The organism is Paracoccus panacisoli, assembly GCF_042435015.1.
Lineage (GTDB): Bacteria > Pseudomonadota > Alphaproteobacteria > Rhodobacterales > Rhodobacteraceae > Paracoccus > Paracoccus panacisoli.
Map to the genome: position 1 here is coordinate 22,592 of NZ_JBHMQU010000003.1, position 16,982 is coordinate 39,573.

The following is a 16,982-nucleotide window of genomic DNA, read 5'->3' on the forward strand; positions in this document are numbered from 1 at the left end:
CAGCAGATAGGCGCTGCACCGGGTCGGCCGCAACCGTCAGCGCGGCGTGGCGCGCAGCCAGACCCCGCCGTGCGGGCGCAGGGTGAGGATCATCCGCGGCACCGGCGCAAGGCCGGGGACGAGGTCGAACCGGAACCGCGCCAGCAGCGTGGCGAGGATGATCGCGGCCTCCTGCAGCGCGAAATTGGCGCCGATGCAGATGCGTGGGCCGCCGCCGAAGGGCAGGAAGGCGAAGCGGTCACGCTCGACCCCCGGCGCGAAGCGGTCGGGATCGAAGGCGTCGGGGTCGTCCCAGAGCAGCCGGTGGCGGTGCAGCGCATAGATCGGCAGCATCACCGTGTCGCCCGGCCGCACCTCGCGCCCGCCCAGCGTGTCGCACACCCGCGCGGTGCGCGACAGGAACGCCGCCGGCGGATAGAGACGCAGGGATTCCTGCACGATCTGCTGGACATAGGGCAGCCGCGGCAGGTCGGCGGCCGTCACCCGGTCCAGCCCCGACACCTCCTCGGCCGCGCGCGCCTGCACGGCCGGGTCAAAGGCGCAGAGATAGAGCGCCCAGGCCAGCGTCAGCGCGGTCGTCTCGTGCCCCGCGACGATGAAGGTCAGCAAATTGTCGCGCAGCTCGGACGGGTTCATCCGCCGCCCCGTCTCGGGGTCCACCCCCGCGCGCAGCAGGTCGAGCAGGTCCGGCGGCAGCCGCGGCCCGCGCCGGGCGCGCTCGGCAATCGCCCGGTCGGCGAGCTTCTTGGTCCGCCGCAGCGCGCCGCCGGCAAACAGCCGCCCTGGCCGCGGCACCCAGGGCGCCGCCCCCATCACGTCGAGCAGAGACACCCGCGCGGTCGAGGCGATGTAGCGCTCGATGGCGTGGTGCACGGCGTCGCGGTCGAACCCCTCGTCGCCGGAAAAGGTCACGTCGCTGATAACGTCGAAGGTGGCGGCGACCATCTCGGCAAAGGCGTCGAAGGGCTGGGAGGCCGCGGCGATCCGCGCCGCCGAGGCCTCGGCCGCGGCGGTCATCACCGGCCCCAGCGCCTCGACGTGGCGGGCGGCAAAGGCGGGCGCGGCCGCCAGCCGCTGCCAGCGCCAATGGGCGCCCTCGGCGATGAACAGGCTGTCGCCGATGGCGGGCTCAAGGATCAGCCGCGTCACGGTGGACTTGGGATAGTCTTCGACCCGGTCCTTCAGCACCCGGCGCAGGGCGTCCGGGTCCATGACCATGTGCCAGCGGATGCCGAGCGTGCCCGACACCATCGGCTGCCGGACCGCCAGCTCGGGGATCAGCTCGAGCACGTTACGCCGCGCGGTCATCGCCGACCCGAGGATGCCGAGCGGCCGGCGCGCCAAGGGCACGCGCGCCGGATAGCGGTCGGTCGTCGAGGGGGATGCGCCGGTCATGGTCCCCGAACGCGACGGAGGCCGCCCCGGTTCGGCCCCCGCCGCCCCTCCACCACCCCGCTTCTTCCTGCAGAAATATCCTGGGGTGAGCCGCGCCCCGCGCGGCGAGGGGCAAAGCCCCTTTCGCCCCGGGCCCCGTTGCATCCCCCGGCGCCATGTCACAGGTTGGTCATCATGCCGTGAGGACCCCCGATGATCGACTCCGCCATCAATTTCATGAACGACATCTTCTGGAGTTACGTCCTCATCTACGGGCTGCTCGCGGTGGGCGTGTATTTCACCCTCCGCCTGCGCTTCATCCAGTTCGTGCATTTCCCCGAGATGTTCCGCTGCCTCCTCGGCCGCACCAACCGCGACCCGGACGGCATCTCGCCGTTCCAGGCGCTGTCGGTCAGCCTCGCCAGCCGCGTGGGCACCGGCAACATCGCGGGGGTCGCGGTGGCGATCACGCTGGGCGGGCCGGGGGCAATCTTCTGGATGTGGATGGTGGCGCTGGTCGGCATGGCCACGGCCTATGCGGAATCCACGCTGGCGCAGCTTTACAAGGTGCACGGCCCGCACGGGATGTATCGCGGCGGCCCGGCCTTCTACATCGCCCGCGGGCTCAGGCTGCGCTGGCTCGCGGCGCTCTTCTCGGTTGCGCTGATCCTGTCCTTCGGGCTGGTGTTCGAGGCGGTGCAGGCGAACTCGATCGCCGAGGCGTGGGTGACCTTCGGCGTGCCGCGCTGGGTCACCGGGGTGGCGCTCGCCGCGGTGACGGCGGCGATCATCTTCGGCGGCATCCCGCAGATCGCCCGAGCGGCCGAGCTGATCGTGCCGTTCATGGCCGGCGCCTATCTGCTGGCCGCGATCTGGGTCTTCGCCACCCACCTGCCGCTGGTGCCGGGCGTGCTGGCCCATATCGTCAAGCAGGCGCTGGGGCTCGAGCCGGTGGTGGGCGGCGTTGCCGGCAGCCTGGCCGCGGCGATGCTGAACGGCGTCAAGCGCGGGCTCTTCTCGAACGAGGCCGGCATGGGCTCGGCCCCGAACATCGCCGCGGTGGCGCGGCCCGACCCGCACCACCCCTCGGCGCAGGGCTTCGTGCAGGCGCTGGGCGTCTTTATCGACACCATCCTCGTCTGCACGGCGACGGCGGTGATGATCCTGCTCTCGGGCGCCATCCCCTCGGCCGAGCTGACCGGCGTCGCCCTGACGCAGGCCGCGCTGGGCGAGCATTTCGGCCAGTGGGGGCTCTATTTCGTCGCGGTGGCGATCCTGTTCTTCGCCTTCACCTCGATCATCGGCAACTATGCCTATGCCGAGAACGCGGTGGTGTTCCTCGGCGGCGGCGACCTCGGGATCCTGGTGCTGCGGGTCGCGGTGCTGGGGATGGTGATCTGGGGCGCGTTGCAGGCGGTGGGCACCGTGTTCAACTTCGCCGACGCCTCGATGGGGCTGATGGCGACGATCAACCTCGTGGCCATCGTCGCGCTGTCGGGCGTGGTGGTGAAGCTCACCCGCGACTACACCGCCCAGCGGCGGATGGGGCGCGAGCCGCGGTTCCATATCGCCGCCCATCCCGACCTCGCCGGCCGCGGCGTGGACGAGACGATCTGGCGCTGAGCGCCGGACGTCCCCGTCCGCAACGCCCCGGCGACACCCAAACCCGACAAAGCAAAAGGCCCGCCGATCCGGCGGGCCTTCTTTTCTGTCTCGGTGAACGCTGCGGCTCAGGCCGCGGCTTTGGCCTGGGCGACGATGGCCTCGAACGCCTCGGGCTCGTGGACGGCCAGATCGGCCAGCACCTTGCGGTCCACCTCGATCCCCGCCTTCGCCAGCGCGGCGATGAAGCGCGAATAGGTGAACTCGGCGTCGATGGCGCGGACGCCGGCGTTGATGCGCTGGATCCACAGGGCGCGGAAGTTGCGCTTGCGGACCTTGCGGTCGCGGGTGGCGTACTGGTTGGCCTTGTCGACGGCCTGCGTCGCGGTGCGGAAGTTGCGCGAGCGGTTGCCGTAGTAGCCCTTGGCGGCGTCAAGGACCTTCTTGTGGCGGGCGTGGGTGACCTTGCCGGATTTGACTCGGGACATCTGTTGTTACCTCGATCAGCGGTCGTAGGGCATGTATTTCTTGACGATCTTCGCGTCCGCGTCGGACAGGATCATCGTCCCCGTCGCTTCGCGGATGAATTTCGTCGAGCGCTTGATCATCCCGTGGCGCTTGCCCGCGGGGCCGGCCTTGACCTTGCCCGAGGCCGTCATCGAGAACCGCTTCTTGGCGGCCGATTTGGTCTTCATCTTCGGCATTTTCGTCTCCTTGTCAGAGTGAACGTGCGACTCGGCAATGCCAATCGGCCGGCCGCACGGGACGTGTCGAAGCGCGCCTGATACAGAGGCAGGGGGGCGATGGCAACCCCAAACGGCCACCCGCGCACGGGTCGCCGAAGGCCTCGGGGCGCTCAGCCCCGGCGCGGGGTCAGAGGCGGATCTGCCCGCCCAGCAGCCGCTGCCAGGCGAGGCCGAGGTCCTGCACCCGGAACGGGGTCGGGTCGATCCACGCCCCGGCAAACAGCGCCGCCACCCCGAAGACGAAGGCGATGGCCGCGCCGCGCGGCGGCTCGGTCCGCGCCAGCGCGGCAAGGGCAAGGACAAGCGAGACCGCCATCAGCGCGGTGCCGGTGAGGATCAGGATATCGGACATTCAGGCCACCGCGCTGCGTTTCTTCGCCCGCGCTTTAGTCCGGGTCGGTGCGGGAAATCAACAGCTCGTCGCACGAGGCAACCCGCAGAATGTTGGTCGATCCCGCAGTGTTGAACGGAACCCCCGCCATGACGATGATCCGCTGCGTGGCATCGGCGAACCCGAAGCTGCGCGCCGCGCCCACCGCGTTCACCACCGCCTGCTTGAACCGCTCGAGCACCGGCGTCAGCACGCAATGCGCGCCCCAGATCAGGCACATCCGCCTGAGCACCGGCAGCTCGGACGACATGGCGATGATCGGCACCCGCGGCCGCTCGCGCGCGGCCAGCCGCACCGTGGTCGAGGACTGGGTATAGGCGCAGATCGCCGCGATGTCGGTCGTCTCGGCGATCTCGCGCGCGGCAACCGCGATGGCGTCGGCCACCGTCTCGCGGTTCGCGGTCGAGCGCGAGCTGTCGATGACGGTGCGATAGGTCGGGTCGTCCTCGACCGAGCGCGCGACGTTGTCCATCGTCGAGACAGCCTCGACCGGATAGCGCCCGGCGGCGCTTTCGGCCGACAGCATCACCGCGTCGGCGCCCTCATAGATCGCGGTCGCCACGTCCGACACCTCGGCCCGCGTCGGCATCGGGCTTTCGATCATCGACTCGAGCATCTGGGTAGCCACGATCACCGGCTTGGCCGCCTGCCGGCAGGTCCGCACCAGCCGCTTCTGGATCGGCGGGACCGAGTGGACCGGCAGCTCCACCCCCAGGTCGCCACGCGCGACCATGATCCCGTCAGAGACCTTGAGGATCTCGGCGAAGCAATCGACCGCCGCGGGCTTCTCGATCTTGGACAGGATCGCCGCCCGGCCGCGCGCCAGCGCCCGCGCCTCGATCACGTCCTCGGGCCGCTGCACGAACGACAGCGCCAGCCAGTCCGCGCCCAGCTCGCACGCGAACTCGAGGTCGGCGCGGTCCTTCTCGGACAGCGCCGCCAGCGGCAGCACCACGTCCGGCACGTTGACCCCCTTGCGGTTCGAGATCGTGCCCCCGACCGTCACCACGCAATCGGCGAAGTCGGGGCCGCAGTCCTGCACCCGCAGCCGAATCTTGCCGTCGTTCACCAGCAGCCGCGCGCCGGGTTGCAGCGCGGCGAAGATCTCGGGGTGCGGCAATTGCACCCGGCGCCCGTCGCCCTCGGTCGGGTCGAGGTCGAAGCGGAAGCTGTCCCCCTCTTCAAGCTCATGCGCCCCGGCGGCGAACACGCCCACCCGCAGCTTCGGCCCCTGCAGGTCGGCGAGCACCCCGATCGGGCGCCCCGTCTCGGCCTCGACGGCGCGGATCACGTCATAGCGCGCCTTCTGCTCGGCGTGCGTCCCGTGGCTCATGTTGAGGCGGAAGACATCGGCGCCGGCGGCGAACAGCGCCCGAATCACCTCGATGTCCGAGGAGGACGGGCCAAGCGTCGCCACGATCTTCACGTTCCGGTGCCGTCTCATCCTGCCCTCATCGTTTTCGCCGTCCGCCGGCAAAATGTTTGCGCTATCGTTAACCCGGAACCGGCTTTGCGATCAACCGGCGCGGCGGCTATATCCCGTCGCCATGCCAAGCCGTCCGCCAACCGACCCCGACCCCCATCCCCCCGTCCACGTCGAAGGCGCGGACCGCCCGTCGCGCTGGCTCGTCACCTGCGACCACGCGACCAACCGGGTGCCCGACTGGGTGTACGGCGGCGACCTGGGGATCGCGGCCGAGGACATGGCCCGCCACATCGCCTGGGACGTGGGGGCGCTGGGGGTGGCGCGGGCGCTCGGGCAACGGCTTGACGCGCCGGTGGTCTGGTCGGACTTCTCGCGCCTCGTCATCGACCCGAACCGTGGCGAGGACGACCCGACGCTGCTCATGCGCCTCTATGACGGCACGGTGATCCCCGCCAACCGCGGCGCGGACGCGGCCGAGCGCGACCGTCGGCTGGCCCGCCTCTACCGCCCCTACCACGACGCGCTGGCGGGGCTGGCCGCAGCGCACCCGGCGCGGGCGATCTGCGCGGTGCACAGCTTCACCCCCCAGCTCGCCGGCCGGCCGCCGCGGCCCTGGGCGGTCGGCATCCTCTATTCCCACCGCGACGAACGGCTGGGTCCGGCGATGGTGCGCGCCTGCCGGGCGCAGGGGTGGGTGACGGGCGACAACCAGCCCTACAGCGGCCACCTCGACGGCGACTCCATCGACCGGCACGCGCTGGCGCAGGGGCGGCCGAACGTGCTGATCGAGGTGCGGAACGACCTGATCCGCGACGCGGCAGGTCAGCAGCTCTGGGCCGACCGCCTCGCCCCGGTGCTCGAGCGGGTGCTGGCCGACGCCGGGCTCTAGCCCAGGTTCAACCGGTCCCGCCTTTGCCCCAGCGCCCGCTCACACCCCGCGCATCAGCGCCGGGATCTCGCCCGGCAGCTCGCGCGCGAGGAACCCCATCGGCCCCATCCGCTCGGCCAGCCGACGCCCGGCCTCGCCATGCAGCCAGACGCCCCAGCAGGCGGCCTCCCACGCGGGCAGGCCGCGGGCGGTCAGCCCGGCGATGATCCCCGTCAGCACGTCGCCCGAGCCGCCGGTCGCGAGCCCCACGCCGCCGCCGCCGTAGATCGCGAGCTCTCCGCCGGGGCTGGCGATCAGCGTCGTCGATCCCTTGACCAGCAGCACCGCATCCAGCCGCCCGGCGTACTCGACCGCCACCGCCTCGCGCCGCGCCTCGATCTCGTCGCAGTCGAGCCCGGTCAGCTGCGCCATCTCGCCCGCGTGCGGGGTCAGGATCGCCCCGCCCGGCAGCGCCGCCACCATGTCGTGACGGTCCCGCGCCGCGGCGACCGCGGCGGCGTCCAGGATCACCGGCCCCTCTGCCTTCGGCAGCAGCCCGTCCAGCACCGCCTCGGCCGCCTCGGTCCCGCCCATCGCCGGCCCGATGGCCAGGCAGCCGCAGGCGACCGCCCGCTCGGCCAGATCGCCCAGCCCGGCGATCTCGCCCGCGTCCGACACCGGCAGCGGGAACATCCCGCTTTCCGGCATCGCCATGCCGGTCGGGATCGCCAGCGGTTCCGGCAGCGCGATCTGCACCTTGCCCGCACCGGCCCGGAAGGCCGCGGTCGCGGTCAGCACCAGCCCGCCCGGCACCGTCAGCGACCCGCCGACCAGCATGACCCGCCCGCGCGAGTTCTTGTCGGTGCCCTCGGGATGAACCGGCAGGGGGTGCCGCCGCAGCCACGCCGAATCGAGCACCGCCGCGGTCATCCCCGTGCCCCCACGATCGGGTCGGGCTCGCGCGTGACCGGCGTGTCCTCGGCCTCCATCGGTGCGGTGACGTTGTAGCGCACCAGCTCCATCCCGCCGTCGCTGCCATCAGCGCCCGCCAGCCAGCGGTATTCGGTGATCGAGCAGTTGGCGACGTCGTTCTCGCGGTCGATGGCGAGGATCTCCTCCTCGGTCAGCCCCTCGATGATGTAGCGCAGGCACAGCACGACGACCTGATGGGCCACGATCATCACCCGACAGCCACCGTGGTGCAGGCCCACCGTGTCCATCAGCGCCCGCAGCCGGAAGATCACGTCGCACCAGCTCTCGCCCCCCGGCGGGCGGTGGTAGAACTTGCCGAGGCTGGCACGCAGCTCGGCCTGACGCGGATACTCGGCGCGGATGCCCTTGCCGGTCAGCCCGTCGAGGATCCCGAACTCCTTTTCCCGCAGCCGCTCGTCAAGGTGAATGCGGGTATCCGCCGGGCACCCGCCCGCCTCGCGGAACAGCCGCGCGGTCGCCTGCGCGCGCTGATAGGGCGACGACAGGACGACGTTCGGCCGCCCCTCCTCGCGCCCCTCGGCGAACCAGTGGCCGAGCGCCCGGGCCTGCTGCTCGCCCAAGGCCGACAGCGGCACGTCCACGTCGCGCCCGGTCAGGTCGATCCGCGCCAGCCCCTGCTGATAGGCGAGGTCGCGGGCGACGTTGCCGGCGCTTTCGCCGTGGCGGACGATCCACAGCCGCTCGGGCCATCTGGGGGTCATGGGGCGCTCCTCGCCTGTCTCGGCAAGCCAATGCCCCAGCGCGTCCGGCGGTTTCAGAGAAAGCTCTGCGGATCGATGTCCACCGCCAGCCGCAGGTTGGACGGAGCCTTCGGCGCCGCCGCCAGCCACCCGGCGATGGCGGCCTGGATCGGCGCCTGCCGGGGCGCGCGGATCAGCATCCGCACGCGGTAGCGCGCCCGCACCCGGGCGATGGGCGCGGGCGCCGGGCCGAAGAGCTCGGCCCCGATCTCGCGCAGCGGCGCGGCGCGGCGGGCGAGTTCGGCGGCATAGGCCTCGACCACCGGCTGGTCGGGGTGGGACAGGATGATCCCGGCCAGCCGGCTGAAGGGCGGCATCTGGGCGGCGCGGCGGGCGGCGGCCTCGGCGTCCCAGAAGGCCTCGTCCTCGCCCGACAGGATGGCGCGGATCACCGGATGCTCGGGCTGGTGGGTCTGCAGCAAGGCCAGCCCCGGCCGCTCGCCGCCACCGCCAAAGCGCCCCGCCCGCCCCGCCACCTGCCGCATGAGCTGGAACGAACGCTCTGCCGCCCGCAGGTCCGCGCCCTGCAGCCCGAGGTCGGCGTCGATCACGCCCACCAGCGTCAGCAGCGGGAAGTTGTGGCCCTTGGCGACGATCTGGGTGCCGATGATGATGTCGGCGCCGCCGCCGCTGATCCGGGCGATGCTCTCCTTCACCGCGCGGGCCGAGGTGAAGAGGTCCGAGGACAGCACCTCGGCCCGGGCGCCGGGAAAGCGCGCCGCGACCTCCTCGGCCAGCCGCTCGACGCCTGGGCCGACGGCGGCCATCCGCCCCTCGACCCCGCAGGCGGGGCAGGCGGTGGGCACCGGCTTCGTCGCCCCGCACTGGTGGCAGACGAGGCGCTTCTGGAAGCGGTGTTCCACCATCCGCGCGTCGCAGTCGTCGCAGCCGACCTGGTGGCCGCAGGCCCGGCAGGTGGTGATCGGCGCATAGCCGCGGCGGTTGAGGAACATCAGCGCCTGCTCACCCCGCCCGATCCGCTGGTCCACCGCGGCGGCCAGCGTGGGCGAGATCCAGCTGCCCGAGGGCATATCTTCGGCGCGCAGGTCGATCGCCGCCATCTGCGGCAGCTCCGCCTCGCCATACCGCGCGCGCAGGTCCAGCCGGGCGTATTTCCCCGAGGCCGCGTTGACCCAGGTTTCGACCGAAGGCGTGGCCGAGGCCAGCACCACCTGCGCCTGCTCGATGCTGGCGCGCAGCACCGCCATGTCGCGGGCGTTGTAATAGACCGTCTCGTCCTGCTTGTAGGAGCTGTCGTGTTCCTCATCGACGACGATCAGCCCGAGGTCGCGGAACGGCAGGAACAGCGCCGAGCGGGCGCCCACCACCAACCCGACCTCGCCGCGCCCGGCCATGTGCCAGAGCCGGCGGCGCTCGGTGCGAGTGATGCCCGAGTGCCACTCGCCCGGGCGGGCGCCGAAGCGCGCCTCGACGCGGTCGAGGAACTCGGCCGAGAGCGCGATCTCGGGCAGCAGCACCAGCGCCTGCCGCCCGGCCCGCAGCGTCTCGGCCACCGCCTCGAGATAGACCTCGGTCTTGCCCGAGCCGGTCACGCCCCTGAGCAGCGTCGCGCCGTAGGCCCCGCCGCGCACCCCCGCGCGCAGCGCCTCGGCCGCCGCCGTCTGCGCGGGGTCGAGCGCCTTGCCCGCGAGCCCGGGGTCGAGCCGCGGATAGGGCAGGTCCACCGGGGCCGCCGTCTCGACCAGCGTGCCCGCAGCGACGAGGCCGCGCACCACCGTCGTCCCCACGCCCGCAAGCTGCGCCAGCTCGGCCGGCGCGAACCCCGCGCCGCCGTGATCGTCGAGCACCCGCATCACCGCGGCGCGCGCGTCGGTCATCCGCGCGGGGGGCGGCCCGGCCCGGTGGATCACCCGCCGCTCGGCCGGCGGGCGGTCGAGGTCGGGCGCCCGCAGCGCCATCCGCAGCATCACCGGCGGGGGCGTCAGCGTATAGTCGGCGGCGCGGTCGAGGAACTCGAGCATCCCCGCCCCCAGCGGCGCCGCGTCGATGCGGCGCACGACGGGACGCAGGCGCGCGGCGTCGAAATCGCCCGCCCCCGGCCCGCGGACCACGCCCATCACCCGTCGCGGCCCCAGCGGCACCACCACCAGCTCACCCACGCTGACGCCGCCCTCGGGGGCGAGATAGTCGAGCAGCCCGACCGGCTCGGTCGTCTGCACCCCGATGCGGGCGCCCATGGGAAAGCGGTCGGTCATGGCGGCGATGTGGCGCGCAGGCGACGGGCCGTCAACCGGCGGGTGGGGCGGGTCGCGCGGCGCCGGGCGGGTCTCGGGAGCACTAGCGCCCCGCAGGGCACCGCCTCCAGCCCTACCGCCCTCACCCCGCACGGCCACCCCACCCTTGCCGCGCCCGCGCCCCGCGCGCTATCCCCGGACGAGTTGCAGGAGCCCGGATGCCAGCCACACCCGCCACCGGCGTCCCCCCGGGGCCGACCCGCCCGCCGCGCCCGCCGCGGACGCCCGGCCTGTTCGGCCGGCTGTGGCGGGACTACCTGCGGCCCTACTGGCCGCGCATGACGCTCGCCACGCTGCTGATGGTCATCGAGGGCTCGACGCTCGCGGTCCTGAGCTGGATGCTCAAGCCGCTCTTCGACCGGGTGTTCGTGGGGCGCGAGACGGCGGCGATCTGGTGGGTCGGCGGGATCATCTTCGCGCTCTTCCTGATCCGCGCCATCACCTATGTCTCGACCCGCGCCATCCTCACCTCGGTCCAGCAGGGCGTCGCCAGCCGGATGCAGACCGACCTGCTCAGCCACATCCTCACCCTCGACGGCAGCTTCTTCCAGTCGAACCCGCCCGGCGCGCTGATCGAGCGCATCCAGGGCGACACGCTCGCCATCCGCTCGATCTGGACGACCTTCATCACCGGCGCGGGGCGCGATGCCGTCTCGCTGATCGCGCTGTTCGCGGTGGCGGTGGCGACCGACCCGTGGTGGACGCTGGTGGCGCTGGTCGGCGCGCCGCTGCTGATCCTGCCCACGGCCTGGGTGCAGCGCTACATCCGCCGCAAGATGCGCGCCAACCGGGTCGCCGCCTCGGCCCGCGCCACGCGCCTCGACGAGGTGCTGCACGGCATCGGCGCAGTGCGGCTGAACCGGATGGAGCGCTATCAGACCGAGCGCTTCGCCGGCATCGTCGCCGACATCCAGCGCTCGGAAACCAAAATGAGCGCGGTCAGCGCCACCATCCCGGCGCTGATCGACGTGGTGACGGGCCTCGGCTTCGTCGGCGTCCTCGCGCTTGGCGGCGCGCAGGTGACGAGCGGCGAGCGCACGGTGGGCGAGTTCATGTCGTTCTTCACCGCGCTCTCGCTCGCCTTCCAGCCCTTGCGGCGGCTGGGCGGGCTGGCGGGGGGCTGGCAGACGGCGGCGACCTCGCTCGAGCGGATCTACGCGATCTTCGACACCCGGCCCACGATCTTCTCGGGCCCGCGCACGGCCCCGCCCGAGGACACCACCATCCGGCTTGCGGACGTGCAGCTCGCCTATTCCGGCCATCCGGTGCTGCGCGGCCTCAGCTTCACCGCCGAGGCCGGGCAGACCACGGCGCTGGTCGGGCCGTCGGGGGCGGGCAAGTCCACCGTCTTCAACCTGCTGACCCGGATGGTCGACCCCTCGGCCGGCAGCGTCACGCTGGGCGGCGTGCCGGTGGCCGAGTTCGACCTCGGCACGCTGCGCGACCAGTTCTCGACCGTCAGCCAGGACGCGGCGCTCTTTGACGAGACGCTGCGCGAGAACATCGTGCTCGGCCACGACGTCCCCGAGGCGCGGCTGCGCGCCGCCGTCACCGCCGCCCATGTCGCGGATTTCGCCGACGACCTGCCGCGCGGGCTCGACACCCCCGCCGGGCCGCGCGGCTCGGCGCTGTCGGGCGGCCAGCGCCAGCGCATCGCCATCGCCAGGGCACTCTTGCGCGACGCCCCGGTGCTGCTGCTGGACGAGGCGACGAGCGCCCTCGACGCCGCATCCGAGCGGCTGGTGCAGCAGGCGCTCGACCAGTTGTCGGCGGGGCGCACGACGCTGGTGATCGCGCACCGGCTCTCGACCATCCGGGCGGCCGACAAGATCGTGGTGCTCGACGCCGGGCGGGTTGTCGAACAGGGCACGCATGACCAGCTTATGGCGGCGAACGGCGCCTATGCGGCGCTGGTGCGGCTGCAATTCGGGGGCGACTGAATGCGAACCATCCTGCGCGTGACCGGCCCGGACCGCGAGCATTTCCTGCAGGGCCTCGTCACCAACGACGTGCGTCGCGCGCCGGTGTGGGCGGCGCTGTTGACCCCGCAGGGCAAGTATCTGGCGGATTTCTTCGTCGTCCCGGACGGCGAGTCGCTCTTGATCGACGTGGATGCGCGGCTGGCCGACGACCTGCTGCGGCGGCTGTCGATGTACAAGCTGCGCAGCCAGGTCGAGATCGCCACGACCCCGCTCACCGTCACCCGCGGCACCGGCCCGGCGCCCGAGGGCGCCATCGCCGACCCACGCCACCCTGCGCTCGGCTGGCGGCTCTACGCCGACGCCCCCGCCGGCGAGGATGCGACCGACTGGGACGCCCTGCGCGTCGCCCATCTGGTCCCCGAGTCGCTGGTCGAGCTGGTCCCGAACGACAGCTACCCGCTCGAGGCGGGGTTCGAGCGTCTGCACGGCGTCGATTTCCGCAAGGGCTGCTACATCGGCCAGGAGGTCACGGCCCGGATGAAGCACAAGACCGAGCTCAGGAAGGGCCTCGCCCGCGTGCGGATCGAGGGCGAGGCCGCCCCCGGCACCCCGATCCTGACCGAGGACGGGCGCGAGGCCGGCACGCTCGGCACCGTCGCGGGCGCCCACGCGCTGGCCCACCTGCGCTTCGACCGCGCCCCGGCGGGCAGCACGCTCACCGCCGGGACCGCCCGCCTCACCCCCGACGATGCCGCCCCCTGACCCCACGGACACCCCGCCCCCCTCGGGCGGGTCCGACTGTCCCGCGGGGGACCGGCGAGCCGACCCCTCGGGTGCGACCGCCGCGCCGGGCAACCCTTCCCCGGTGCGCCGCATCCTCCACATCGACATGGACGCCTTCTACGCCTCGGTCGAGCAGCGCGACGACCCGGCGCTGCGCGGCCGCCCGGTCGCGGTCGGCGGCTCGTCCCTGCGCGGCGTGGTGGCGGCGGCGAGCTATGAGGCGCGGCCCTACGGGGTGCGCTCGGCCATGCCCTCGGTCCGCGCCGCCCGGCTCTGCCCCGACCTCGTCTTCGTCAAGCCGCGGTTCGAGGTCTACAAGGCCGTCTCGGCCCAGATCCGCGACATCTTCGCCCGCTTCACCCCGCTGATCGAGCCGCTGTCGCTCGACGAAGCCTATCTCGACGTCACCGACCACCTCGACGGCCGCACCGCCACTGCCATCGCCCGCGAGATCCGGGCGCTCATCCGCGCCGAGACCGGGCTGACCGCCTCGGCCGGGGTCAGCTACAACAAGTTCCTGGCCAAGCTCGCCTCGGACCAGCGCAAGCCCGACGGGCTCTTCGTGATCCCTCCCGAGGCCGGCCCGGCCTATGTCCGCACCCTGCCCGTCGCCCGCTTCCACGGCGTCGGCCCCGCCACCGCCGCGCGGATGGAACGCCACGGCATCCGCACCGGCGACGACCTGTTCCGCCAGAGCCGGGAGTTCCTCGCCGCGACCTTTGGCAAGGCCGGTCCCTATTATTTCGACATCGCCCGCGGCATCGACCACCGCCCGGTGCGCCCGGACCGCGTCCGCAAGTCGATCGGGGCGGAGAACACCTTTTCGGCCGACATCTTCGACCTCGACGCCGCGGCGGCGGCGCTGGCCCCTCTGGCCGCCAAGGTCTGGGGCCACGCGGCGGCGCGGGGGATGAGCGGGCGGACGGTGACGCTCAAGGCGAAATACACCGACTTCCGCATCGTCACCCGCGCCCACAGCCTGCCCCGCCCCGTCGCGGCCGAGGCCGAGCTTCTGGCCCACGCCACCGCGCTTCTCCCGCAGGTTCTGCCCGACCCGCGCGGGGTGCGGCTTCTGGGAATCACCCTGTCAGCGCTGGGTCCTGCGGGGCCTGACGAGACGGCGGGCGACGCGGCGCAACTCGATCTCTTCGGCTGACTGTCGCCGACGACCCCCCGGCTCGGGGGTTGAAGCGCCGCGACGCAGCAACCAAATGCCAGTTGCCGAGTTGTCAACCGCAATGCCGGTTTGCAGCGGCGTCATGGAACTGACTGATTCGTGGCATTTCATGGGAATTGGACGGGCTTGCAGGTGCTGCATGGCGGACTTGCGGCCAAGGGGATAACGAATCGGTGCCTGTGAGCGCTAAAGCTCTGCGACACCCATTCAGGGCAAAGACAAGGGTCCGGCGACCCGGCCGCGGTTTCGCTGCGGCTCAGGACGGGAAGACTTCATGCGTGATTTCGTTGACGGTTCGGCATTCAATTTTGAACAGGGCCAGCGCGCCCGCAAGCTGTTCGCGGCCGTGGTGCTCGCGGCGCTCGACGACGCCATCGCGGATGACAAGAAATACGGCAACGGCGCCGAGCAGATCGCCCGCTGGGCCCGCTCGCGCGACGGGCGCGAGGTGCTGAGCTGCGCCGGGATCGACCCCAACGAGCGGGTGGTCAAGGGCCTTGTCGAGTTCGTCAGCAAGGGCGTGCGCACCTCGGTCGCGCTGTCGCGCGAGGAAAGCGAGCGCCGCATGGCCGCCGAGGCCGAAGAGGCCGAGGCCGCCTGAGCCGCCCCGAAGACCTGACAGTGGCCAAGGGCCGCCCGTCCGGGCGGTCCTTTTCATTTCAGCCGCAGGCTGGCCCCGGACCCGTGCCCCCCGACCGGGCGGCCCGTCTCACTGGAAGAGGTGCAGCACCAACGGCGCGAGGATCGCGGTCAGCACCGCGTTCAGCCCCATGCCGATCCCGGCGAATGCCCCGGCCGTCGCGTTGACCTGAAACGCCCGCGCCGTGCCGATCCCGTGCGCGGCGGTGCCCACGGCCAGCCCCCGCGCCCGCCAGTCCCGCACCCCGATCAGGTTCAGGAACGGCGTCACCACCATTGCCCCGAAGATGCCGGTGCACAGCACCAGCACCGCGGCCAGCGTGGGCTGCCCGCCCAGCCGCTCGGCGATGCCGATGGCGACCGGCGCGGTCGTGGACTTGGGCGCGAGCGAGGCGAGCACGTCCGGCGTCGTCCCCAGCGCGTGCGCGATCACCAGCGCCGAGACGACCGCCACCCCCGACCCCGCCAGCAGCCCCGCCGTGATCGGCAGCACCGCGCGGCGCATCCGCGGCAGGTTGTCATACATCGGCAGCGCCAGCGCCACGGTCGCCGGGCCGAGCATGAAGTGGACGAACTGCGCGCCCTCGAAATAGGTGCCGTAGTCGGTGCCGGTCAGCGTCAGCAGCGCCCCGAGCAGGATCACCGCAATCAGCACCGGGTTGGCCCAGCTCGCCCGCCCGGCGCGGCGGAAACAGGCGTCGCCCACCGCATAGGCGGCCAGCGTCGCGGTCAGCCACAGCAGCGGCTCGCGCGTCAGATAGACCCAGATCAGCGCCGGATCAGCCGTCATCGGTCTCTCCGGTCAGCCGCGCGACGAGGACGAAGGCCCAGGCCCCCGCCGCCAGCGCCAGCAGCGTCGAGCCGACGATTGCCGCCCCGAGCGCCAGCCCCTGCTCGCGCAGGATCGGCAGATGGGCGATCACACCGACCCCGGCGGGGACGAAGAACAGCGACAGGTGGCCCAGAAGCCCGGTGATCACCGCCCGCAGCCGCTCGGCGAGCCCCGGGACCAGCCGGAACGCGACGACCAGCCCGACCAGCCCGACGACCGGACCGGGCAGCGGCAGCCCCAGCCCGCGCGAGATCACCTCGCCCACAAGCTGGAACCCGAGAACGATGGCAAGCGCGGGAACCATGCGCGCCAGCATCTGCCCCTGGGCTCAGAAAGAAAAGCCACGCCGCGAGGGCCTTTCGCATTCTGGAAAGCCGCGACGGGTTGTGGATAACGCCCCGGCGAACCCCTACATCTTGCGCCCGGCGTTGACACACCCGCCCGCTCGCCCGACACTGGCCGGGACGAATCCCGCCCCGCGCCCAGGACCCCCGATGCGCTTCGACCGCCTGCGCCTCACCGGTTTCAAGAGCTTCGTGGACCCGACCGAACTGGTCATCCGCGAGGGGCTGACCGGCATCGTCGGGCCGAACGGCTGCGGCAAGTCCAACCTGCTCGAGGCGCTGCGCTGGGTCATGGGCGAGAACCGCCCCACCGCCATGCGCGGCACGGGGATGGAGGACGTGATCTTCGCCGGCACCACCCGGCGCCCGGCCCGCGGCCAGGCCGAGGTGGCGCTGAGCATCGACAACCGCCAGCGCCTCGCCCCCGCCGGGTTCAACGACAGCGACGGGCTGGACATCTCGCGCCGCATCACCCGCGAGGCGGGGTCCGCCTACCGCATCAACGGCCGCGAGGTACGGGCGCGCGACGTGCAGATGCTGTTCGCGGACGCCTCGACCGGGTCGCACTCGCCGGCACTGGTGCGGCAGGGGCAGATTTCCGAGCTGATCAACGCCCGCCCCACCGCGCGGCGGCGGATTCTCGAGGAAGCGGCGGGCATCGGCGGCCTCTACCAGCGCCGCCACGAGGCCGAGCTGAAGCTGAACGGGGCGGCGCAGAACCTCGCGCGGGTGGACGACACGCTGGACCAGCTCGCCACCCAGGCCGCGGCGCTGGCCCGGCAGGCGCGCACCGCCGCGCGCTACCGCGAGATCGGCGCCAGCCTGCGCACGGCCGAGGGCGCAGCCCTCTGGCGGCGCTGGTCCGAGGCCGCCGCCGCGCACGAGGCCGC

17 protein-coding genes are annotated in these 16,982 nt (G+C 72.4%); 7 read left to right on the forward strand and 10 right to left on the reverse strand.

The features are described from left to right. Positions 1 to 36: 36 nt before the first annotated feature. Positions 37 to 1,395 (reverse strand): cytochrome P450, encoded by a 1,359-nt coding sequence (locus ACFHYO_RS00395; protein ID WP_394317532.1) that lies wholly within the window; start codon positions 1,393 to 1,395, stop codon positions 37 to 39. 192 nt (positions 1,396 to 1,587) lie between these two features. Here ACFHYO_RS00395 and ACFHYO_RS00400 point away from each other — a divergent pair, with 192 nt between their 5' ends. Further along, the gene (locus ACFHYO_RS00400) at positions 1,588 to 2,997 is read left to right on the forward strand and encodes an alanine/glycine:cation symporter family protein (RefSeq protein ID WP_394317534.1); all 1,410 of its coding nucleotides are present in this window, start codon (positions 1,588 to 1,590) and stop codon (positions 2,995 to 2,997) included. A 107-nt stretch (positions 2,998 to 3,104) separates the two neighbouring features. Here ACFHYO_RS00400 and rplT read toward each other — a convergent pair whose 3' ends face one another. The 4 genes from rplT to pyk form a co-directional block, all read right to left on the reverse strand. After that, positions 3,105 to 3,464, reverse strand: coding sequence for a 50S ribosomal protein L20 (gene rplT / locus ACFHYO_RS00405; RefSeq protein WP_036711548.1), 360 nt, complete (start codon positions 3,462 to 3,464; stop codon positions 3,105 to 3,107). 15 nt (positions 3,465 to 3,479) lie between these two features. After that, the gene (gene rpmI, locus ACFHYO_RS00410) at positions 3,480 to 3,680 is read right to left on the reverse strand and encodes a 50S ribosomal protein L35 (RefSeq protein WP_036711551.1); all 201 of its coding nucleotides are present in this window, start codon (positions 3,678 to 3,680) and stop codon (positions 3,480 to 3,482) included. Between the two features lie 169 nt (positions 3,681 to 3,849). Continuing rightward, entirely contained in the window at positions 3,850 to 4,074 is a 225-nt protein-coding gene (locus ACFHYO_RS00415; protein WP_036711554.1) for a hypothetical protein, read from the reverse strand. Positions 4,075 to 4,108: 34 nt separating this feature from the next. Continuing rightward, positions 4,109 to 5,557: a pyruvate kinase gene (gene pyk, locus ACFHYO_RS00420; RefSeq protein WP_036711556.1), complete on the reverse strand. Its 1,449-nt coding sequence runs from the start codon at positions 5,555 to 5,557 to the stop codon at positions 4,109 to 4,111. Between the two features lie 103 nt (positions 5,558 to 5,660). Between pyk and ACFHYO_RS00425 the strand changes: the two genes are divergently transcribed. Next, on the forward strand, positions 5,661 to 6,428 hold the full coding sequence (locus ACFHYO_RS00425) for an N-formylglutamate amidohydrolase (protein WP_394317536.1): 768 nt from the start codon (positions 5,661 to 5,663) through the stop codon (positions 6,426 to 6,428). Between the two features lie 39 nt (positions 6,429 to 6,467). On the opposite strand, the gene ACFHYO_RS00430 is transcribed toward ACFHYO_RS00425, so the two are convergent. The 3 genes from ACFHYO_RS00430 to ACFHYO_RS00440 are packed head-to-tail and all read right to left on the reverse strand — an operon-like array spanning position 6,468 to position 10,356. Continuing rightward, entirely contained in the window at positions 6,468 to 7,337 is an 870-nt protein-coding gene (locus tag ACFHYO_RS00430) for an NAD(P)H-hydrate dehydratase (RefSeq protein WP_394317538.1), read from the reverse strand. Further along, positions 7,334 to 8,101 (reverse strand): histidine phosphatase family protein, encoded by a 768-nt coding sequence (locus ACFHYO_RS00435; RefSeq protein ID WP_394317540.1) that lies wholly within the window; start codon positions 8,099 to 8,101, stop codon positions 7,334 to 7,336. The genes ACFHYO_RS00430 and ACFHYO_RS00435 overlap by 4 nt, the downstream gene beginning before the upstream one ends. 53 nt (positions 8,102 to 8,154) lie before the next feature. Continuing rightward, on the reverse strand, positions 8,155 to 10,356 hold the full coding sequence (locus ACFHYO_RS00440; protein WP_394317542.1) for a primosomal protein N': 2,202 nt from the start codon (positions 10,354 to 10,356) through the stop codon (positions 8,155 to 8,157). Positions 10,357 to 10,553: 197 nt separating this feature from the next. On the opposite strand from ACFHYO_RS00440, the gene ACFHYO_RS00445 reads away from it, so the two are divergent. The 4 genes from ACFHYO_RS00445 (at position 10,554) to ACFHYO_RS00460 (ending at position 14,878) form a co-directional block, all read left to right on the forward strand. Continuing rightward, positions 10,554 to 12,335 (forward strand): ABC transporter ATP-binding protein, encoded by a 1,782-nt coding sequence (locus ACFHYO_RS00445; RefSeq protein ID WP_394317544.1) that lies wholly within the window; start codon positions 10,554 to 10,556, stop codon positions 12,333 to 12,335. After that, a complete protein-coding gene (gene ygfZ / locus ACFHYO_RS00450) occupies positions 12,336 to 13,079 on the forward strand; it encodes a CAF17-like 4Fe-4S cluster assembly/insertion protein YgfZ (protein WP_394317546.1) in 744 nt (247 codons plus the stop codon). It abuts the gene before it with no gap. Positions 13,080 to 13,182: 103 nt separating this feature from the next. Next, on the forward strand, positions 13,183 to 14,256 hold the full coding sequence (gene dinB / locus ACFHYO_RS00455; RefSeq protein WP_394317548.1) for a DNA polymerase IV: 1,074 nt from the start codon (positions 13,183 to 13,185) through the stop codon (positions 14,254 to 14,256). A 295-nt stretch (positions 14,257 to 14,551) separates the two neighbouring features. Then, positions 14,552 to 14,878, forward strand: coding sequence for a DUF6280 family protein (locus ACFHYO_RS00460; RefSeq protein WP_036704285.1), 327 nt, complete (start codon positions 14,552 to 14,554; stop codon positions 14,876 to 14,878). Between the two features lie 108 nt (positions 14,879 to 14,986). Here the strand turns inward: ACFHYO_RS00460 and ACFHYO_RS00465 are convergent, their stop codons facing one another. Both ACFHYO_RS00465 and ACFHYO_RS00470 read right to left on the reverse strand, forming a co-directional pair. Continuing rightward, positions 14,987 to 15,706: an LrgB family protein gene (locus tag ACFHYO_RS00465; protein ID WP_394317550.1), complete on the reverse strand. Its 720-nt coding sequence runs from the start codon at positions 15,704 to 15,706 to the stop codon at positions 14,987 to 14,989. Then, positions 15,696 to 16,052: a CidA/LrgA family protein gene (locus ACFHYO_RS00470; RefSeq protein ID WP_036704287.1), complete on the reverse strand. Its 357-nt coding sequence runs from the start codon at positions 16,050 to 16,052 to the stop codon at positions 15,696 to 15,698. Before ACFHYO_RS00470 ends, ACFHYO_RS00465 begins: the two co-directional genes overlap by 11 nt. Before the next feature lie 190 nt (positions 16,053 to 16,242). On the opposite strand from ACFHYO_RS00470, the gene ACFHYO_RS00475 reads away from it, so the two are divergent. Then, the coding region (locus tag ACFHYO_RS00475) for an AAA family ATPase (protein ID WP_394317552.1) at positions 16,243 to 16,982 on the forward strand (740 nt) is incomplete at its 3' end.